This window comes from Vogesella sp. EB, assembly GCF_001037925.1.
Taxonomy (GTDB): Bacteria; Pseudomonadota; Gammaproteobacteria; order Burkholderiales; family Chromobacteriaceae; genus Vogesella; species Vogesella indigofera.
Window position 1 is genome coordinate 1 of the sequence record NZ_LFDT01000028.1, and the last position, 19,894, is coordinate 19,894.

Below are 19,894 nucleotides of genomic sequence, written 5' to 3' on the forward strand. Positions count from 1 at the left end.
GCGGCGGATGCCGGCGGCGGCGAGGTGGAACTCGACGCCGCCATCGCCGACGGCCAGCTGCAACTGCGCATCCGCAACCGTCGCGGCCGCCTCAGCGCCGCCCAGCTGGCGCGCGCCGGGCTGGCACCGCTGGACAGCGACAAGCCGGCCGGCCTCGGCCTTGGCGTGATGCTGTCGCACGTGACGCTGTCGCACCTGGGGGGCGAATTGCGGCTGGAAAACGATGCCGCCGGTGGCGTGTGCGCCACGCTTCGGCTGCCGCTGGAGGGCGACGCATGATGGACATCCTGTTGGTGGAAGACGACGCGGTGTTCGCCGCGATGCTGGCGCGCAGCCTGCAGCGCCGCGGCCATGCGGTACGCCATGCGGCCAACGTGGCCGCCGCGTTGCAGGCGGTGACCAGTGCGCCGCAGGCGATCATCCTCGACCTCAATCTTGACGGCGACAGTGGCCTGCGCCTGCTGCCGCAACTGTTGGCCGCCGCGCCGCAGGCACGGCTGCTGGTGCTGACCGGCTACGCCAGCATCGCCACCGCGGTGGAGGCGGTGAAGCTGGGCGCGGTCAACTACCTGGCCAAGCCGGCCGGCGCCGACGAAATCCTCGCCGCGCTCGGTGAGCAGGCGGCAAACCCGGAACGCGCGCTGCCCGTCGCGCCGATGTCGCTGAAGCGCGTCAGCTGGGAGCACCTGCAGCGGGTGCTGGCCAAGCACGACGGCAATGTCTCCGCCACCGCCCGCGCACTGAACATGCACCGCCGCAGTGTGCAGCGCATGCTGGCCAAACGTCCGGTCCGTGATTGAGGCGCCGATCCGCCCGCCGCGGCGGGTGCCGGCAGCGGTGTGTCGTCGCCAAGAACCTGTGCACGATCTGCTGCGACCTGATATCAGTGGGTGATCCTGTGTTGGCATTGGCCAAAACATGGGTATCGATATCAGCATCAACGGCGCTTTTTGGGCCAGCTCCGCCTTGCCTGACTTGCGCGCGCGGGATCGTGAACCGCGGCTAAGCCCCTGATAAAGCAGTGGACAAATTAGAGCAATTGCCTTAAATTGTGCGCTGCACTCAAGCCGAAAGGTTTTTGTGGTGTTAGCCCCTCGAAGCATCCGTCGGCCCCGTGCCGGTGTGGTGTTTCTTCCTCGTGTTGGCCCCTGTGGAAACCCTCAGGGGATTTTTTTTGCCTGCTCGCCGTGACCGGCCGGCCGCGCGACCAGCACCGAATACGCCAATGCGGCCAACCTTGAGACAAGGTTGGCCGCATTGTTTTGTGGGTGTTGCCGCTCATTCGAGCGCCGGTGGCGCGGCCTGCCGTGCGTGCGCTGGCAATAACGCCCGCAGCGCCCTGAGCCGTGGCGCGCCGCCGCAGACGACAGGCGCAACGCAGGCGTAGTGAAGGCGTAGTGAAGGCGGCGCTTAGACTTGCAGCAGCCGCAGCACGTTCTGGCTCTGGCTGTTGGCCTGCGCCAGCATCGCGGTGCCGGCCTGTTGCAGCACGCTTTGCCGCGTCTGGTTGGCGGTTTCCTGCGCGTAGTCGGCGTCCATGATGCGCGAGCGCGCGGCGCTGGCGTTCTCGGTCGAGCTCTGCAGGTTCTGGCTGGCACTGTCCAGCCGCGACATCATGCCGCCAATCTTGGCCCGCTCCTGAGAGACGTAGTCCAGTGCCTGGTCGAGGTGGAAGATGGCGAACTTGGCCAGCTTGTCGAGATCAAGATCCTGCAGCCCGAGCGAGGCCACGTTCACCGCGCCGACCGAGCCTTGCAGCGTGTCGCCGGCATTGCTGCCGCTCTGCACGGTAAAGAAGTTCTGCCCGGTGGCGCCGGCAATGTCGGGGAAATCCAGCTTGAAGCCCTGCAGCACGTTGGCGCCGGACAGCGAGGCGTTATTGTCGTCCAGCGCCGTTTCCGCGTTCAGCACCGTGCCGCCGTCGGCATCGGCACCGCCGACGGCGCCGGTATCGGCATTGCTCAGGTCCATGCTGCCGATAAAGGCGGCGCCGTTGGTGTTCCACGAGGCGATGAAGGCGGCGCTGCTGGCCAGGTTGCCCTTGGTGGCGCTGTTGATCGCGGCGTCGAGCGTGGCGCCGCCATTCAGCGCCTGCATCACGTCCTTGATGCCGCTGCCGCCGGCCTGTTTCACCTGCTGGTGCAGGTAGCGGGTGGCGGCATAGGCAGCCGAATAGTGCGCCGAGTCGCTGGCCCAGGCGCCGCCGAGGTTATTGCCGCCGACCAGAGCGGCGGCACTGCCGGCCGCCGCCACGTCGCCGGCCAGGCGCTCGTCGGCGCCGTGGATGAATTCGGCGGTGCCCTCCATGAACCAGATCGGCAGCGTGGTGATGTTCATGCTGCGTCCCATCACCGCGTGCACCATCTCGTGGGCGATCACGCGATCGTTGTAGAACGGGGCGCTACCGCCGTTGGGCAGGTTGGCCGGCGTGAAGTCGGCCATCTCGACATTGAGCGCCACGCCCAGCATCCTGCCGCCGCCGTCGGTACCGGTGTAGCTGACCGAGGCCAGCGTGCCGCCCGGCGTGCCCGGATCCAGATTCACCGTCATGGTGGCGCCGTCGCCCTGGATACCGTAGAACTGCTTGATGCGGCGTTCCGACGCCTCCAGCCAGCCCAGCTGCAGGCCGTCCATCACCGCGCGCTTGTCGGCATCGCCGCCAAGGCTGGTGGTGGATTGCGAAAACACCTGCTGGCCGTTGAATTCGGTCTCGCGCCCGATCTGGTCGATGCCCTGCAGCAGCTGGTTGGCTTCCGCCTGCAGTGCCTGCCTGTCGGTGCTGCTCAGCGTGCCGTTGGCGGCCTGCACCGACAGCTCGCGCATGCGTTGCAGCATGTCGCTGACCTTGGCCAGCGCGCCTTCGGTGACCTGCAGCATCGAGGTATTGTCGGTGACGTTGCGTAGCCCCTGGCGCTCGCCGCGGATTTTTGCATCCATACGGCTGGCACTGGCCTGGCCGGCGGCGTCGTCCATCGCGCTGTTGATGCGCAGGCCGGAAGACAGCCGCGCCAGGGTCCGCGTCAGGCTGTTGCTCGACTTTTCTAATTGCCGCTGTGCATGCATGGCCAGCGTATTGGTATTGATTTGCACGAAGCGCGATCTCGCAGAGCGATGCTGGTGGCAAGGGATGATCCCTTATCGGCGCGGCGCGCTTGTTCTTGAGGGCTTTTGTTGCCGGATTATGGCTGTTTTGTATTTCCATGCCATTGTTTTTTATAGAAATACAAATGCATGGCCGATGTGCTTGCGGCCAACCTTGAGACAAGGTTGGCCGCATTGTTTTTGGTGCGTGGCCGTGTTTACAGCCACTTGCCCGGGTTCATGATGCGCTGCGGATCGAGCGCCTGTTTCACCGCGCGCATCACCGCCAGCGCCGCCGGGTCCTTGTAGCGCTGCAGCCAGTGGCCCTTGAGCTGGCCGACGCCGTGTTCGGCCGCCAGTGTGCCGCGCAGGCGGTGAACCTGTTCGTAGACGATGGCGTTGACCGCGTCCTCGTCGGCAAACAGTTCGGCATTGCCGGGGCGGGTGTGGCTGATGTTGTAGTGGAGGTTACCGTCGCCGGCGTGGCCGAAGGCGACGATGCGCACGCCGGGGAAGGCGGCTTGCAGCGCCGCGCCGCAGGCGTCGAGAAAGGCCGGGATCGCCGAGGTCGGCACGCCGATGTCGTGCTTGATGCTGGGGCCGTCGCGCTTTTGCAGCTCCGACATCTGTTCGCGCAGCTGCCACAGCCGCGTGCGTTCGTTGTCGTTCTGCGCCAGCACGCCGTCGCCGAGGCCGCGCGCGGCCAGCCACTGCAGCAGCCGCTCCTGCAGGCTGGTGTTGTCGCCGCTGTCGGACAGCTCGACCAGCAGCGCCCACGGCGCCCGGAACGGCAGCGCGCCCGGCTGGTATTTGGCAACCAGCTGCTGGCACACCTCGGACATCATCTCGAAGCTGGTCAGCCGGTCGCCGAACGCCGCCTGCAGCGCGTTGAGGGTGGCGATGGCCTCGTCGGCACTGGCAACACCGAGCAGCGCGGTGGCGTGCGCGGTGGGCTGCGGGAACAGCTTCAGCGTGGCGGCGGTGATCAGTCCGAGCTGGCCCTCGGCGCCGATGAACAGCTGCTTCACGTCCAGGCCGCTGGTGTCCTTGCGCAGCGCGGTCAGCGCGTCCAGCAACTGCCCGTCCGGCAGCACCACCTCCAGCCCCAGCGTCAGCTCGCGCATGGTGCCGAAGCGCAGCACGGCGAGGCCGCCGGCGTTGGTGGACAGGTTGCCGCCGATCTGGCAGCTGCCCTCGCTGGCCAGCGACAGCGGGAACAGCAGCCCGGCGCCGGCCGCCGCCGCCTGTACCGCCGCCAGCGTGCAGCCGGCCTCGACGGTGATGGTCTGGTTGGCCGCATCGACGGCGCGGATGCGGTTCAGCCGCCGCAGCGCGATGACCAGCTGCCGGCCGCTGCCGTCCGGCGTCGCCGCGCCGCAGGTGGAGGTGTTGCCGCCTTGCGGCACGATGGCGATGCGGTGGGCGGCGCAGAAGCGCACCAGCGCCGCCACTTCGTCGCTGCTGGCCGGCAGCGCCACCGCCAGCGGCGAGCCGTGGTAGCGGCCGCGGTAGTCGGTAATGAAGGGCGCGATGTCGTGCGGCGTGGTCAGCAGGTTGGCGGCGCCGACAATGGCGGCCAGTGGCGCAAGCAGATCGGTCATGAGGTGGTTTCCGGTTCGGCGCTGGTGTCCGAGTCGCAACCGGCGCCGATCGCCAGATAGCGTCGCGCCAGCAGCGCGAACAGCGGCACGGCGACGGCGGGCAGCCAGCGCAGGTAGTGGGTGGGGGCGGCGAGCAGGCCGCAGTGGTAGCGCGCGGCCGCGGCCTGCCACTGCAGTGCCGGGCAGGCGCCGCCACGGTGGCGCAGCAGCAGTTTTGACAGCGGGCAGGGTGCGGCGGCGCAGCACACGCCGCAGCCGTTGCAGGCGGCGCCGAGTGCCGGTTTGGCCGGGGCGGCGCGGGCCAGCCAGATGCGCTGCGGCGCGCTCATGTCAGTGCCCACTCTCCGGCACCATCAGCGCGTCCGGATGCTGCCAGCCGGGCTGGGCGGCGATGCGCGCCAGCCAGGCGCCGACCTGCGGCCAGGCTTGCAGGTCGATGCCGGCGTCGGCGGCCCACCACAGGTAGGCGCTGGCCGACAGGTCGGCGAGAGACAGACCGCCGGCAAGCAGGTAGTCCTGCGTCGCCAGTTGCGCGTCCAGCACGTCGAGGTCGGCGCGGCAGCGCTGTTCCAGCCAGGCTTCGACTGCTGCCGGCTGCGGCTCGAAGCGGCGCGCGTAGCGCAGATTGGGCAGCGACAGCCCGATGCGGTTGCTCTCCCAGCTCAGCCATTCGCGCAGCGCCTGGCGCTCGCCGGGCTGGCCGGCCAGCACGCCTTTATTCTCCGCCAGCCACTGCAGGATGGCGTTGGACTGCACCATCGCCACGCCGTCGACCACCAGCGCCGGCACCTCGTCCCAGCGGCTGGCGGCGCGGAAGTCGGCCGGGCGCTCTGCGCGCGGGGTGGACAGCGCAACGTGGCGGTATTCATGCGCGATATTGCCCAGCACCAGCGCCAGCCTGATCTTGTAGCTGTGGCCGGACAGACGGTTGCCGTAGAGGACGAGACTGCTCATGGGGGAATCCTGTGCCAGACGGGCTCGGCCCGCTCAAGCCTCCGATGATACGCGCAAGTGGCGGCTTGGCGCTGCTCACCACACCTCGCCGTGTCCCCGGCCAGCGCCGACCGTCGCAGCGGTACGGCAAGGTGGCGCCACGCAGGAGCGGGGGGCGTGGTGCTTAAGCCGGCCAGCCGCCGCGCAGCAGGCGGTAGCCCCAGGCCAGGATCTCGGCGCCGGCCCACCACAGCAGCGCGACATAGGCCCACGCCAGCGCGGTGGCGACGTAGCCGGCCAGCAGCAGTGCGCCGTCGCGCAGCCGCAGCCCCCACGCCAGCAGCACCACCGCGGCGGCGGGCACCATATTGTCGAAGGAGATCACCGGCACCGGCACCATCATCGACAGCCCGGCCAGCGCCAGCATGCCGCCATTGAGGTAGCGGTAGCGCGGCGAGCTGAGCCGCAACAGTCGCGGCCGGCTGCGCGTCAGCAGGCGCCGGTTGAATTGTGCCAGCAGCCGTTGCAGGCGCTCGCCCAGCGCCGGCGGCAGGCGGCGTTGCGCCAGCCACGACGGCAACGTCACCGGTCGTGCCAGCAGCAGGCCGCCGGCCAGCAGCAGGCACAGCACACCGACGCTGGTGGCCATGCCGGGTACGGTCAGTGGCAACAGCAGCGGCAGCGCCAGCAGCCCGAGCCAGCGCAACTGCTGGCGCGGGTGGCGGCCGACGGCCTCGCCGAGGGTGGCGTGCGACAGCGGGGCAGAGATGGCAGGCGCGCGGTCTTGGCGCGCGCGGCGGGAGCGGTGAGGCAGCATGGCGGTCCACGGAATGAAGGCAACAAGCACTATGCGACCGGCGCATGGCGAATTTGTTGCAGGCCGCGGCCGCCACGTGCCTTATTTTTGCCAGTAGGTCTTCACGTTGACGAATTCGTAGAGGCCGAACTCGGACAGCTCACGGCCGTAGCCGGAGGCCTTGACGCCGCCGAAGGGCAGCCGCAGGTCGGAGCTGGTGTAGCGGTTGATGAACACCGCGCCGGCCTCGATCTCGCGCCCCAGCCGCCACGCCTGCTCGGTGTCGGCGCTGAAGATGGTGGCGCCGAGGCCGAACGGGGTGTCGTTGGCCAGACGAATGGCGTCGTCGACGTTGGCCGCACGCAGGATGCTGGCCACCGGGCCGAACACCTCCTCGTGGTAGATGCGGCAGGCGCTGTTGACGTGGTCCAGCACCGTGGCCGGGTAGTAGAAGCCGGCGCCGTGCGGCATGATGCCGCCGGCCAGCAGCTGCGCGCCGTGGCCCTGCGCGTCCAGTACCTGCGCGTGCAGCGCCTCGCGCAGGTCGGCGCGGGTCAGCGGCGCCAGCGTGGTGGCAGCGTCGGCCGGATGTCCGGGTACCAGCGCGCGGACGTGTTCCAGGAAGGCGGCGACAAAATCGTCGGCGATCTCCGGCACCACGATCATGCGCTTGGCGGCGTTGCAGCTCTGGCCGGCGTCGCGAAAGCGCGAGTGCGCGGCCTCGCTGGCGGCGGCTTCGACATCGGCGTCGGCCAGCACGATGAACGGGTTGCTGCCGCCCAGCTCCAGTACGGTCTTTTTCAGGTGGCGGCCGGCCATGGCCGCGATCTGGCGCCCGGTGGTGGTGGAGCCGGTGAAGGCCACCGCGTCGCAGCCGCGGATCGCGTCGTCGACCGCCTCGTGGTCGATCCACGCCACGTCCAGCACCGCCAGCCCGGCACGGCGCACGATGTCCAGCAGCAGCGCGCTGCACTGCGGCACCGACGGCGCCGGCTTCACCAGGCAGGCGTTGCCGGACATCAGCGCCGGCACGGCAAAGCGCAGCACCTGCCAGATCGGGTAATTCCAAGGCATGATCGCCAGCACGATGCCCAGCGGTTCGAAGGCGACGCCGCTCTTGCTGGCGCCGGTGGCGATGTCCTTGCTGGCCAGCAGCGTCGGCGCCAGGTCGGCGTAGTAGCGGATCAGCTGCACCGACTTGTCGATCTCGGCCAGGCATTCGCGTTCCAGCTTGCCCACTTCCAGCGACACCAGGGCCGCCAGCGCATGACGGCTGGCCGCCAGCTGGTCGGCCAGCAACAGTAGGTGTTCGGCGCGTTCGGCGGTCGCGAGGTGCGACCACGCGTGCTGCGCACGGCGCAGCGCGGCCAGTTGTGGCGGCAGGGAATCGGCGGACAGGGCGGGGCGGGTGTACACCACCTCGCCGGAGGCAGGGTTGCAGCTGGTAAAGGCGGTCATGACGCGGCGGCTTGGCTACGGGGAAAGACGGTCACTGTAGCAAAAATCCACCCGCCGCGGCAGGCGGCAAGGTTGGCCGCAAGGGCTGCGGCCAAGCTGGTGTTGGCTTGGAGAGCGTTCACGATCTCGCGCTTACGCAAGACCAAGGCGAAAACGGCTGAGGAAGCGGCGTTTATCCGGCTTTAAACACGCATGCCGACGCCGTACTCACCGCGCAAGGTTTCACGAGGCGCAGCAGATCGTGAACAGGTTCTCAGCGGCCGGCGGTGTCGGTGCCGGGCACGCCGCGCACGCCGGCCAGCAGCGCGTGCAGCGTGGCATCGTCGCCCCAGTAGCCCAGCCGCGCCATGCAGTCGATGGCGGTCAGCGCGGCATCGCTCATGAACTGGCCGTTGACCAGATGCTGTTCCACTTCTGGCAGCGGCATCAGTACGTGCTCGGCCACTTCGCCGTCCTGGTTCTGCGGGATTTCGCCTTCCTTCAGCCACAGGTCGAACACGTACAGCCACTCGCGGTGCAGGCCGCGCGGCACCGGGCGCTCGGCCAGCAGCAGCGCGGTCTGCGGCAGCAGTTCCAGCCGTGTCGGCGGAATGCCGGCTTCTTCCCAGCCCTCGCGCTCCAGCGCGATCTGGATGCTCTCGCCGGCGGCGATGCCGCCGCCCATCAGGTTGTCGAGGCGGTTGGGCGCCACGTCCTTGAACGGACTGCGGCGACCGACCCACATGCGGATTTCGCCGTCGGCCATGCGCTGCAGGCCGTTGAGGTGCACTGCGCGGCTGGTCAGCCCCAGCGGGCGGAACGCGGCGCGTTCCATCTCGAAGGCCGGCGTGCCGTCGGTGAAATAGGCGGTGAATTTCTCGTCGCGCCAGCCGTTGAGCCAGCCGGCATCGCGCCAGCGCAGCGCGGCGGCGGCGAAGGTGGCGCTGCGCGCGGCAAAGTCGGCTTCGTCATCCAGCGCCTTCAGTACGCCGTTTTCCTCGCGGAAGATCGCCGCTTCCTGCGTCAGCAGGCGTTCGCGCCAGATGTCGTTGACACAGCCGATACGCTGACCTGCGAGTTCAAGAGGGGAATAACCAGTCTTGTCGTAGCACACGATCTGTTCGAGTGCGGCGGTAACGGCTTGCAACTGCATGACATCTCCTGCCTGTTTTCGTGAAGGCGACATCTTACGGAGATTTGCCGCGACGGACAGGAATTTGCAGCAGGATGGCATCTGGCGCGCGTGCCGGCGTGTGCATGTGCAACAGTCGTGGCGATTGCCTGCGCACGGAACATGCCCAGGGTATATAAATGCAGCTGACAGCGAGGGGAGACGCAGCGAGGAGGCTGCTTTGACAATCCGCAAAGAACACTGCGGCGGGATGCCGGATAATCCGGCGGATTGGCGCACCCGAGTGGGATCGAACCACTGACCTTCAGCTTCGGAAACTGACACTCTATCCAACTGAGCTACGGGTGCTGCGCAAAAAAGCAGGCGGATCATAGCGCAAAGCGGCGCCCAGCGTCCAGTCGTGACTGCCGGTTTCACGGATTTCCGGAAAGTTCCTGGCGCCTTTGCCTTGTGCGGGGGCTTTCCGTATAATTTCCCCAATTTTTGAATGACATTATTACAGCGAGGCTGGAATGAGTAACGAAACCAAAGCGCCAGGCCAGATCGTCACGATCTTGCTCGGTATCGTCGTACTGGTCGTGGTGGGTATCTGGTTGCTGGCGAAACTGGCCACCAGCGGTTTTGATGTCAATGCGGAAGTGATGAGCAAGGAAGCCGTTGCCGCCCGCCTCAAGCCGATCGGCGAATCCGTGGCCAGCGACGCGCCTCCGGGCATGCGCACCGGCCAGCAGGTTTACAGCGGCATCTGCATTTCCTGTCACGGCGCCGGCCTGGCTGGCGCACCGAAATTCGGTGACGCCGGTGCCTGGGCACCGCGCGTGGCACAGGGCTGGGATACCCTGGTCAAGCACGCACTGGAAGGCTTCAACGCGATGCCGGCCAAGGGCGGCGCGGCCGACCTGTCCGACGACGAGCTAAAACGCGCGGTGGCCTATATGGGTAACGCCGGCGGTGGCCAGTTCACCGAGCCGCCAGTTGGTGGTGCCGAAGCTGGCGCCGCTGCCGATCCTGCGGTCGTCGGCAAGAAAGTGTACGCCAGCGTGTGCATGGCCTGCCATGACAGCGGCGCGGCCGGCGCACCGAAGTTCGGCGACAAGGCCGCCTGGGCGCCACGTCTGGCCAAGGGCCTGGACGGTCTGGTGGCTTCCGCTACCAAGGGCCTGAACGCGATGCCGGCCAAGGGCGGTTACAGCGGCTCCGATGCCGAATTCAAGGCCGCCGTGGAATACCTGACCAACGCCGCCAAGTAAGTTGCCGGCAGTTGTCATCAAAAACGCCGCGCTGTTGCGCGGCGTTTTTCATTGCGGCCAACGTTGGCCGCAAGGCGGCGCTCACTCCTCCGGCTTCTGCACCTTGCTGTCGAGGCTGGCCATCAGGCTGGCCAGCTTGCTCTTGCCTTCGCGTTTGCTGACGATGGGCTCGGCGCCGGGTTTGCCGAAGTGGCGGATGTCGTCGCCGTTGATCTCGCCGATGAAGCGCGACGGCTCGACGAACAGCCACTCGCCGGCGCGGCGGCGCTTGACGCAGTAGGTCAGCGTCAGGCTGCGCTGGGCGCGGGTGATGCCGACGTACATCAGCCGCCGTTCTTCCTCCACCATGCCGTTGTCCACCGATTCGCTGTGCGGCAGGATGCCTTCCTCGCAGCCGATCAGGAACACGTGCGGGTATTCCAGCCCTTTGGACGCATGCAGGGTCGACATCTTCACCGCGTCGACCTCGCCCTCGTCGCGGCCTTCCAGCATGGTGATCAGCGCGATGGTCTGCGACAGCTCGATCAGGTTCTTGCCGTCGGCGTCGCCCTTCTTCTGTAGCCACGCCACCAGGTCCATCACGTTTTTCCACTTCACTTCCGCGGCGCGCGGGCTGTCCTCGCTGTCGTACAGCCAAGCCTCGAAGCCGATTGCCTTCAGCATTTCCATCACCAGCTCGCCGGCCGGCTCGCGCGTGGCGCGGTATTCCAGGTTGACGATGAAGCGGCAGAAGTCCTGCAACGGCGCCAGCTGCGCGGCACCGACCTGCAGCTGGAAGCCTTCCTCGTGCGCGGCGGCGAACAGGCTGTTGCCGCGCTGGCCGGCCCAGGCGCCGAGCCGCTCTAGCGTGGTGGCGCCGACGCCGCGTTTGGGCGTGGTCAGCGCGCGGATGAAGGCCGGATCGTCGTCGGGGTTGGCGATCAGGCGCAGGTAGGACAGCACGTCCTTGATTTCCGGCTTGTCGAAAAAGCTCTGCCCGCCGGCCATCTGGTAGGGGATGCGCTGGTTACGCAGCGCCTGCTCGAAGATGCGTGCCTGGTAGTTGCCGCGATAGAGGATCGCGTAGTCCTTGAACTCGGTGCGGTGCTCGAACTTGTGCGCCAAGAGACGCTGCACCACCACGTCGGCCTCGTGTTCCTCGTCCTTGCACTGCACCACGTGGATAGGCTCGCCAAGGCCCAGTTCGCTCCACAGCTGCTTCTCGAACAACTTGGGGTTGTTGGAGATCACCGAATTGGCGGCACGCAGGATGCGCGCGGTGGAGCGGTAGTTCTGCTCCAGCTTGATCACCTTCAGCCTGGGGAAGTCGTGCTGCAGCAGGCGCAGGTTTTCCATGTTGGCGCCGCGCCAGGCGTAGATCGACTGGTCGTCGTCGCCCACCGCGGTGAACATGCCGCGCGCTCCGGTGAGCAGCTTCACCAGCTGGTACTGGCAGGTGTTGGTGTCCTGGTATTCGTCGATCAGCAGATAGCGCAGCTTGTGCTGCCATTTCTGCAGCACCTCGGCGTTACTCAAGAACAGCTCGACCGGGAAGCGGATCAGGTCGTCGAAATCCATCGCCTGGTAGGCGGTGAGCGTGGTCTGGTAGCTGGCGTAGGTCATTGCGCAGATGCGGTCAAACTCGTTGTCGGCCTGCACGATGGCGGCGTCGGGGCCGAGCAGCTCGTTCTTCCACAGCGAGATGCGGCTTTGCACCTTGCGCACCTCGTCCTTGTGCGTGGTCTTGAGCACGTCGGAGATGATCTTGGCGGCGTCGTAGCTGTCGAGGATGGAGAACTGCGGCTTGTAGCCGAGGTGCGGCGCCTCCTGGCGCAGCAATTGCATGCCCAGCGAGTGGAAGGTCGACACGGTGATGCCCTTCAGCTCGCGGCTGTTCATCAGCTTGCCGACGCGCTCCAGCATCTCGCGCGCCGCCTTGTTGGTGAAGGTGATGGCGGCGATGTTGCGCGCGTCGTAATTGCCCTCGCGGATCAGGTACTCGATCTTCTGGGTGATCACCCGCGTCTTGCCGGAGCCGGCGCCGGCCAGCACCAGGAGCGGGCCGTCCAGCGACATGATGGCGGCGCGTTGCGGCGGATTCAGTTGCAGCAGGGACATGAGGTGTCGTCAATCTTTCATGGACAACGCGCATTGTAGAGCCAGCGGCACGATACGGCCATGCGCTTTCCTTTATCATTGGCAGCCGGCGCGCTGCCGTGGCAATCGCGGCGGGCGCGACGTTGCGGCACGGCTCAGGCCAAGGTTGGCCGCATTCATCCACAGGACAACAACACATGGCCACCTACGCGATTGGCGATTTGCAGGGCTGCTTCACGCCCTTTATGGCGCTCTTGCGCCAGATTGAATTCAACCCCGGCCGCGACACGCTGTGGCTGACCGGCGACCTGGTCAACCGCGGCCCGGAATCGCTGGCGGTGCTGCGCTGGGTGTTCGAACACCAGGACTGCACGCAGATGGTGCTCGGCAACCACGACCTGCACCTGCTGGCGGTGGCCGAGGGCTACGGCAAGATCCACAGCGACGACACCATTAACGACGTGCTGGACGCCGCCGACAGCAAGCTGCTGCTGGACTGGCTGCGCTGCCAGCCGCTGATGATCTACGAACAGGGCTACGCGATGGTGCACGCCGGCCTGCTGCCGGAGTGGAGCATCAACAAGGCGCTGCGGCTGGCGGAGGAGGTGGAGGACGAGCTGTCGGGCAAGGACTACCGCAAGCTGTTCGCCAAGCTGTACGGCAACAAGCCGGCGCGCTGGCACGGCGAGCTGAAGGGCATGGACCGCTGGCGGCTGATCATCAACGCGATGACGCGGATGCGCTTCATCAACAACGACGGCGAGCTGGACCTGTCCTACAAGGGCGAGCTGGACGGCGCGCCGGCGCAGCTGCGGCCGTGGTTCGCGGTGGACGGGCGGCGCAGCATGGACACGCCGATCATCTGCGGCCACTGGTCGGCGCTGGGACTGATGCTGACAGAGGACGTGCTGGCCATCGACAGCGGCTGCCTGTGGGGCGGCAGCCTGACCGCGGTGCGGCTGGAAGACCGCGCCCAGTTCTCGCTACCGTGCCCGCCGTACCGCCAGATCGGCAAGGGCAAGTAAGCCCCGGCGGCTGCGGCCAACCTTGGCAATGAAAAAGCCCCTGTCTTGCGACAGGGGCTTTGTGTTGGCGGTGCGCGGGATCAGCTCAGCTCTTGCGACACTTCGCGGATCAGGTGCGGTGCTTGTACCGGTGCACCGTGGTTGATCGGCGTCGGGTTGGCCAGCTCGCGCTGCATCTGCGCCACGTCCAGCGAGTCTTCCCACTTGGCGACCACCACGGTGGCCACTGCGTTGCCGATCAGGTTGGTGATGGCACGGGCTTCGGACATGAAGCGGTCGATACCGAGGATCAGCGCGAGGCCGGCGACCGGGATTTCCGGTACCACGGCCAGGGTGGCGGCCAGGGTGATGAAGCCGGAGCCGGTGACACCGGCGGCGCCCTTGGAGGTCAGCAGCAGCACGCCGAGGATGGTCAGCTCTTGCGTCAGGGTCAGGTCGATATTGCACGCCTGGGCAATGAAGATCGCCGCCATGGTCAGGTAGATCGAAGTGCCATCCAGGTTGAAGGAGTAACCGGTCGGTACCACCAGGCCAACGACCGGCTTGGCGCAGCCCAGCTGTTCCAGCTTGGTCATCAGGCGTGGCAGCGCGGATTCGGACGACGAGGTGCCCAGCACGATCAGCAGCTCTTCCTTGATGTACTTGATCAGCTTCCACACGCTGAAACCGTAGAAGCGGGCGATGCTGCCCAGCACCAGGCCGACGAACAGCACGCAGGTCAGGTAGAAGGTGCCCATCAGCGATGCCAGCTGCACCAGGCTGCCGACGCCGTATTTGCCGATGGTGAACGCCATCGCGCCAAAGGCACCGATCGGGGCCAGCTTCATGATGAAGCCGATCATCGCGAACAGCACGTGCGACACTTTCTCAAAGAAGCCCAGTACCGGTTTGCCCTGCTCGCCCATCAGCGACAGGCCGGCGCCGAACAGCACCGAGAACAGCAGCACCTGCAGGATCTCGCCATCGGCAAAGGCGCCGATCGCGCTTTGCGGAATCACGTGCAGGATGAAGTCCACCGTGCTCTGGCCGGCGGCTTTTTCGGTGTACTTGGCGATGGCACCGGCGTCCAGCGTGCTCGGGTCCACGTTCATGCCGGCACCCGGCTGCACGAAGTTCACCACCAGCAGGCCGATGGCCAGCGCCAGCGTGGTCACCACTTCAAAGTACAGCAAGGCCTTGCCGCCGACGCGGCCAACCTTTTTCATGTCTTCCATGCCGGCAATGCCGACCACGATGGTGCAGAAGATGATCGGCGTGATCATCATCTTCACCAGCTTGATGAAGCCGTCACCCAGTGGCTTCAGTTTGGCGCCGAATTCCGGCATCAGGTGTCCGAGGGTGACCCCCAGTACGATGGCGACAATGACCTGGAAATACAGGCTCTTGTAGAACGGTTTTTTCTGCATGGTGCACTCTCCTGTGTCTGGCGCCGTGATGGTCGCCCACGCTGTGTTGGCGTCTTGGCGAGGATCATGCGGCAGGCGGGCAGGGCGCCAACATTGGGTATTTCCCCATCGCGGAAAACCCTATTGGGGAATCTCCGTATTGGCTTTTGCCGGCTAGCAGGCTGACATGGTTGCGGTGCAGCATCGGTGATGCCCCATGCCGGCGGCGTGCAGGCCGGCCGGGGCTGGCCTGCACGGCTATTCGGCGGCGGCGACGGGCTCGGCCGGCAGCTGCAGTGCGTCGCGGATGGCGTCGCGCGCGGTTTCCGACAGCTGGAAGCGGCTGGCCAGCGCGGTGTCGTAGGGCGGGATGGCGGCGGTGTAGCTCAGCTCCACCACCATGGCGCGGCTGGCCAGGATCAGGCACAGGCTCTGCCAGAAGCTGGTGTCGCCGGCGTAGGCGGCGGCAGCGCAGTAGTGGCCGCCGGGCGTCAGGTAGCGGATCGCCACCGGCTGCACCGTGGCGTGCGCCAGGCGCGAGGCCTCGAACAGCGAGGCCTTGAACGGCAGCAGGCTGCGGCCGTCGGAGGTGGTGGCCTCCGGGAATACCGCCATGCAGCCGCCGTCCTGCAAGGCCTTGGCCAGCTGCTCGTTGACGCGGCTGGCGTCGCGGCGGTTGTTGCGGTCGATGAACAGGGTGCCGGCGTTCTTGATCAGGAAACCGGCCAGCGGCCAGTCGCGCAGTTCCTTCTTGGCCACGAAGCGCGACACGGTGACGCTGTTGAGCGCGAAGATGTCCAGCCACGAGATGTGGTTGGCGACCACCAGCGTGTTGGCCGGGTACACCGCCGGCGGCGTGCCGTGGACGCGCACCTTGATCGCCAGGATGTGCAGCAGGTGCCGCGACCAGCGCTGGGTGATCACCGCGCGGGCAGGTTGCGACAGGCGCGGATAGCGGGTGGCGATCACCAGCAGGCCGCGCAGCAAGTGCATGCCGAGGCGGCCGAGGCGGAGCAGGCGGGTAGGCCAGGAGGTGGGACGATGCACGATAGGCTTTATCAGTCAGGCGACGCGGCGCAATTTAACACGGCTGGCAATGCGGGCAAAAGCAGGAGCTGCGCTGCCCCTGGCGCAGCTCGCGGATCAGGCTGCCGCAGACGTGGCAGGGCAGGTCGCGACGGCCATAGACCATATAGCTTTGCTGGAAGTAGCCCGGCTTGCCGCGGGCGTCGACAAAGTCGCGCAGCGTGCTGCCACCGGCGTCGATGGCACGCGCCAGCACCGTCTTGATCTCGGCGGCCAGCCGCGCGCATTCCTCGCCGCTGAGGCCGTTTGCGGCGCGGGCCGGGTGGATGCCGGCGTGGAACAGCGCCTCGTTGGCGTAGATGTTGCCAACGCCGACCACCACGTGGTTGTCCATGATCGCCAGCTTGATGGCGCTGCCGCGGCGCTGGATCGCCCGCTGCAACACCGCACCGTCGAAGGCGTACGACAGCGGCTCCGGCCCCAGCTGCGTCAGCAGCGGGTGCGCCTCGATCGGACCCTGCTGCCACAGGATGGCGCCAAAGCGGCGCGGATCGCGATAACGCAGAACCGTTTGCCCCAGATCGATGTCTATATGGTCATGCTTTTCCGGCGGCGTGCCCGGCGCCACGAAGCGCAGGCTGCCGGACATGCCCAGGTGCAGGATCAGCGTGCCGTGTTCGAAGTCGACCAGCAGGTACTTGGCGCGGCGGCTGATGCCGAGCACGCGGCGGCCGGTCAGGTTGGCCGCCAGATCCGGCGGCACCGGCCAACGCAGGCGCGCCTCGCGCACGGTCACGCCACGGATGGTGGCGTGCAGCAGCAGGGGCGCGATGCCGCGACAGGTGGTTTCGACTTCTGGCAATTCCGGCATTGCAGTTTTCCTTGCCGTGAGCATGATTAAATGAATGGGCGTGGTATTCTACCCGTCTGAACCGATGTTTAGGCCAAGCATGAACGCACTACTCCGTATCGCCGCAGCACTTGCCCCCCTTGCCCTGGTCGCCTGCGCCAGTGTCCCGCCCGCTCCCCCCGCGTCGTCCGTCAGCGCGGAAGCGGTGGTCGAGGATCTCGCCGACGAGGCGGTCGAGGAGGAAACGGTCGACAACCCGCGCATTCCCAAGCTGGAGCTGAGCGAGGAGTGGCTGTACGGCCTGCTGGCCGGCGAGATCGTGGTGCAGCGCGGCGGCGCCGGTGTCGCCGCGGAAACCTATCTGCAACTGGCGCGCGAAACCCGCGACCCGCGCGTGGCGCAGCGCGCCTCCGAGTTCGCGATGTTCTCCGGCAACGTGCGCCAGGCCTCCGAGGCGCTGGCCTTGTGGATCGAGCTGGACCCGGATGCCGATTCGGCACGCGAACAGCTGCTGATCGCGCTGCTGCGTGCCGGCAAGCTGGCGGAAAGCCAGCCGCTGGTGGAAGGCATGCTGGCGCGACAACCGGCGCGTGCCGGTGCCATTTTCGTGCAGCTGGCGCGGCTGCTGGCACGGCAGCCGGACCGGGTCGCCGCGGCGAAGCTGGTCAGCGATCTCGCCGAGCGCTATCCGGAACTGCCGGAAGCGCGCTTTGCCCATCTGGCGGTGGCCGCCGAGGCCGGCGAGCAGGCCGAGGTCGACAAGGAGTTCGCCCGTCTCGCCAAGATTGCCCCGACGTGGGATCTGCCGCTGCTGTGGCAGGTCGACCGCCTGCGCCGCCACTCGGTGCCTGGCGCCATCGACTTCCTGCAGGCACAGCTGCAACTGCGTCCCGCCGCCAGCCTAGAGCTGAACCTGACCATGGTACGGTTGCTGGCCAGCGAGAAGCGCTACACCGACGCCCAGCGCCACGCCGAAAAGGCGCTGCAACAATATCCGAAACAGGCCGAACTGCTAAACATGGCCGGCCTGCTGGCGTTCCAGAACGGCAACCTGCCGCTGGCGCGCCGCCAGCTGGAGGCCTCGCTGCAGGCCGGTTACGCCGATGCCGACACCCTGCGCTACACCCTGGGCCAGCTGGCGGACGAACAGAAACAACCGCAACAGGCGCGCCACTGGTACCAGCAGGTGGGGCAGGGCGAGAACTACCTGCCGGCACGGCTGCGCCTGGCACAGCTGGACGCGGCGGACGGCAACTGGCAGCAGGCGATCAACGACCTGCAGCCACTGGGCAACGACGGCAACCAGCTGGTGCGGGTGGTCACGCTGCAGGCGCAGATCGCCAAGAATGCCGGCGACCGCGCGCAGGCGATGACGCTGCTGAACCAGGGCCTGCAACGCCAGCCGCGTGCCACCGAACTGCTGTACGACCGCGCGCTGCTGTCGGAGCTGGACGGACAGTTTGCGCTGGCGGAAAAAGACCTGCTGCAGGTGCTGGAGCTGGTGCCGGACCACGTGCACGCGCTGAATGCGCTGGGTTACGCGCTCAGCAACCACACCACCCGCTACCGCGAGGCACTGGCCTACGTGGAGAAGGCGCACCAGGCGGCACCGGACGATCCGATGATTCTCGACAGCCTGGGCTGGGTGTACTACAAGCTCGGCAAGCTGGAGCAGGCGCTGCAATACCTGCAGGCGTCCTACGCCAGCATGCCGGACGCCGAAGTGGCCGCCCATTTGGGCGAGGTGCTGTGGCAGTCCGGACGCCTCGACGAGGCGCGCAAGCTGTGGGCCGAGGCGCGCAAGAAGGAGCCGGATCACCCGGTGCTGCGTGAAACCCTGCAACGCCTGCAGCCATGATTGCGCGTTGGCTGTTACTGCTGCTGCCGCTGTGGCTGCTCGCTGGCTGTGCCTCGTTTCAGGAAGTGCCGTCCACTGCGGCACCGCTGCAGCCACAGGTGCAGGACCAGCCTTTCGACGTCGCCGGCCGGCTGGCGGTAAATCTGGACGGCAAGGGCCACGTCGCCGGCTTTGACTGGCAGCACACCGTGGACGACGACCAGCTGGCGATCAAGACGCCGGTGGGCAATACCGTGGCCAGCCTGCACCGCGACAGTCATGGTGTCACCCTGCTGGCCGACGGCCAGCAGCAGTTCGCCAGCGATGTCGAGACGCTGACCGAGCGCCAGCTGGGCTGGCCGCTACCGCTGGCCAATCTGGTGTGGTGGGTGCGCGGCCACCCGGCGCCGCAGTTTCCCTACACCACCACCCCGGAAGGCCACCTGCAGCAGCAGGGCTGGCTGATCCGCATCCACCGCGATGCGGCCAACCTTGCCCAGCCGCGCCGCGTCGAGCTGGAGCGCGAGGGCCTGACCATCCGTCTGGTGCTGTCCGACTGGCGCCAGTTTGTTCCCCTGCTACCCGTTGCCCCCGCTTTGCCATGACCGATTCCGTTTTTCATTCCTTTCCCGCTCCGGCCAAACTCAACCTCAACCTGCTGATCACCGGCAAGCGTGACGATGGCTATCACCTGCTGGACAGCGATTTCCGCTTCATCGACCTGTGCGACAGCATCGACATCGCGCTGCGCGACGACGGCGACATCGTGCTGCTGAACCCGATCCCCGGTGTGCCGCCAGACAGCGATCTGACCGTGCGTGCGGCGCGCCTGTTGCAGCAGGCCAGCGGCAGCACGCTGGGCACCAGCCTGCGCCTGCACAAGCGCATTCCAATGGGCGGTGGCCTCGGCGGTGGCTCTTCCGATGCGGCGACGGTGCTGCTGGCACTCAACCGCCTGTGGGGCTGCGGCCTGTCGCGCGCGGCGCTGATGCAGCTGGGCGTACAGCTGGGGGCCGACGTGCCGGTGTTCATCTTCGGGCGCAATGCGCGCGCCACCGGCATCGGCGAACAGCTGAGCGAGATCAGCCTGCCAGCGGCCTGGTATGTGGTGTTGCACCCAACAGTGCATGTGCCGACGGCGACGGTTTTCAAGGAATTTTCACGTCAGGTGTTGACAGGGCAGGCCAGTTTCTCCACAATGCGAACCCTAGCAACGACGCCGCAAAAACAAAACGATTTGCAAAGCGTTGTTTGCCAAATGTATCCAGCGGTAAATGAAGCCTTGAGCGCATTAAGAGAATGTGGCTCGCCGTTGATGACCGGTTCCGGAGCCTGTGTTTTCCTGGAATGCGGTAACGAAGATCAAGCAAAAACAGTATATCAGTCCTTGTCGTCACGATTCAGCGGCTTTGTTGCCAAGGGGTTGGCAGCGCATCCGATGTTTGACGGGGAATAGCAGTGCTAC

General features: G+C 66.8%; 18 protein-coding genes and 1 tRNA gene. 7 read left to right on the forward strand and 12 right to left on the reverse strand.

From position 1 onward, the window contains the following. Both ACG97_RS17795 and ACG97_RS13730 read left to right on the forward strand, forming a co-directional pair. Positions 1-279 (forward strand): ATP-binding protein (locus ACG97_RS17795; protein WP_047967942.1); only part of this gene is annotated, 279 nt, incomplete at its 5' end. Further along, positions 276-800 carry a response regulator transcription factor gene (locus ACG97_RS13730; RefSeq protein WP_047967943.1) on the forward strand — a complete coding sequence of 175 codons (525 nt, stop codon included), beginning with the start codon at positions 276-278 and terminating at the stop codon, positions 798-800. The genes ACG97_RS17795 and ACG97_RS13730, both read left to right, overlap by 4 nt. Positions 801-1,410: 610 nt before the next feature. Here ACG97_RS13730 and ACG97_RS13735 read toward each other — a convergent pair. The 8 genes from ACG97_RS13735 to ACG97_RS13770 form a co-directional block, all read right to left on the reverse strand. Further along, complete coding sequence (locus ACG97_RS13735; RefSeq protein ID WP_202902785.1) at positions 1,411-3,090, reverse strand: flagellinolysin; 1,680 nt, start codon at positions 3,088-3,090, stop codon at positions 1,411-1,413. Positions 3,091-3,299: 209 nt separating this feature from the next. Further along, positions 3,300-4,682, reverse strand: coding sequence for an FAD-binding oxidoreductase (locus ACG97_RS13740; protein WP_047967944.1), 1,383 nt, complete (start codon positions 4,680-4,682; stop codon positions 3,300-3,302). Further along, a complete protein-coding gene (locus ACG97_RS13745; RefSeq protein ID WP_047967945.1) occupies positions 4,679-5,011 on the reverse strand; it encodes a hypothetical protein in 333 nt (110 codons plus the stop codon). Before ACG97_RS13745 ends, ACG97_RS13740 begins: the two co-directional genes overlap by 4 nt. A gap of 1 nt (position 5,012) precedes the next feature. Beyond that, positions 5,013-5,636, reverse strand: a complete 624-nt coding sequence (locus ACG97_RS13750; protein ID WP_047967946.1) for a glutathione S-transferase family protein — start codon at positions 5,634-5,636, stop codon at positions 5,013-5,015. Positions 5,637-5,799: 163 nt separating this feature from the next. Next, positions 5,800-6,432 carry an exopolysaccharide biosynthesis protein gene (locus ACG97_RS13755; RefSeq protein WP_082133802.1) on the reverse strand — a complete coding sequence of 211 codons (633 nt, stop codon included), beginning with the start codon at positions 6,430-6,432 and terminating at the stop codon, positions 5,800-5,802. Between the two features lie 81 nt (positions 6,433-6,513). Continuing rightward, positions 6,514-7,869: an aldehyde dehydrogenase family protein gene (locus ACG97_RS13760; protein WP_047967947.1), complete on the reverse strand. Its 1,356-nt coding sequence runs from the start codon at positions 7,867-7,869 to the stop codon at positions 6,514-6,516. A gap of 253 nt (positions 7,870-8,122) precedes the next feature. After that, positions 8,123-9,001, reverse strand: a complete 879-nt coding sequence (locus tag ACG97_RS13765) for a DUF4743 domain-containing protein (RefSeq protein WP_047967948.1) — start codon at positions 8,999-9,001, stop codon at positions 8,123-8,125. A 250-nt stretch (positions 9,002-9,251) separates the two neighbouring features. Beyond that, positions 9,252-9,328 (reverse strand) — tRNA-Arg (locus tag ACG97_RS13770). Positions 9,329-9,492: 164 nt separating this feature from the next. Between ACG97_RS13770 and ACG97_RS13775 the strand changes: the two genes are divergently transcribed. Then, positions 9,493-10,230, forward strand: coding sequence for a cytochrome c5 family protein (locus ACG97_RS13775; protein ID WP_047967949.1), 738 nt, complete (start codon positions 9,493-9,495; stop codon positions 10,228-10,230). 81 nt (positions 10,231-10,311) lie between these two features. Here ACG97_RS13775 and ACG97_RS13780 read toward each other — a convergent pair whose 3' ends face one another. After that, on the reverse strand, positions 10,312-12,327 hold the full coding sequence (locus ACG97_RS13780) for a UvrD-helicase domain-containing protein (RefSeq protein WP_047967950.1): 2,016 nt from the start codon (positions 12,325-12,327) through the stop codon (positions 10,312-10,314). Between the two features lie 176 nt (positions 12,328-12,503). On the opposite strand from ACG97_RS13780, the gene ACG97_RS13785 reads away from it, so the two are divergent. After that, positions 12,504-13,331 (forward strand): symmetrical bis(5'-nucleosyl)-tetraphosphatase, encoded by an 828-nt coding sequence (locus ACG97_RS13785; protein WP_047967951.1) that lies wholly within the window; start codon positions 12,504-12,506, stop codon positions 13,329-13,331. Positions 13,332-13,411: 80 nt separating this feature from the next. Here the strand turns inward: ACG97_RS13785 and ACG97_RS13790 are convergent, their stop codons facing one another. The 3 genes from ACG97_RS13790 to mutM form a co-directional block, all read right to left on the reverse strand. Further along, positions 13,412-14,737, reverse strand: a complete 1,326-nt coding sequence (locus tag ACG97_RS13790; protein ID WP_047967952.1) for a dicarboxylate/amino acid:cation symporter — start codon at positions 14,735-14,737, stop codon at positions 13,412-13,414. Between the two features lie 237 nt (positions 14,738-14,974). Further along, positions 14,975-15,763: a 1-acyl-sn-glycerol-3-phosphate acyltransferase gene (locus ACG97_RS13795; RefSeq protein WP_238377341.1), complete on the reverse strand. Its 789-nt coding sequence runs from the start codon at positions 15,761-15,763 to the stop codon at positions 14,975-14,977. A gap of 34 nt (positions 15,764-15,797) precedes the next feature. After that, the gene (mutM, locus tag ACG97_RS13800; protein ID WP_047967954.1) at positions 15,798-16,613 is read right to left on the reverse strand and encodes a bifunctional DNA-formamidopyrimidine glycosylase/DNA-(apurinic or apyrimidinic site) lyase; all 816 of its coding nucleotides are present in this window, start codon (positions 16,611-16,613) and stop codon (positions 15,798-15,800) included. Positions 16,614-16,692: 79 nt separating this feature from the next. On the opposite strand from mutM, the gene ACG97_RS13805 reads away from it, so the two are divergent. Genes ACG97_RS13805 through ispE form a run of 3 tightly spaced genes read left to right on the forward strand, consistent with a single transcriptional unit; the run spans position 16,693 to position 19,885 of the window. Further along, entirely contained in the window at positions 16,693-18,450 is a 1,758-nt protein-coding gene (locus ACG97_RS13805; RefSeq protein WP_162199014.1) for a tetratricopeptide repeat protein, read from the forward strand. Next, positions 18,447-19,034 carry a lipoprotein insertase outer membrane protein LolB gene (gene lolB, locus ACG97_RS13810; RefSeq protein ID WP_202902786.1) on the forward strand — a complete coding sequence of 196 codons (588 nt, stop codon included), beginning with the start codon at positions 18,447-18,449 and terminating at the stop codon, positions 19,032-19,034. Before ACG97_RS13805 ends, lolB begins: the two co-directional genes overlap by 4 nt. Beyond that, positions 19,031-19,885, forward strand: coding sequence for a 4-(cytidine 5'-diphospho)-2-C-methyl-D-erythritol kinase (gene ispE / locus ACG97_RS13815; RefSeq protein WP_047967955.1), 855 nt, complete (start codon positions 19,031-19,033; stop codon positions 19,883-19,885). The genes lolB and ispE overlap by 4 nt, the downstream gene beginning before the upstream one ends. The last annotated feature ends 9 nt before the right edge of the window (positions 19,886-19,894 follow it).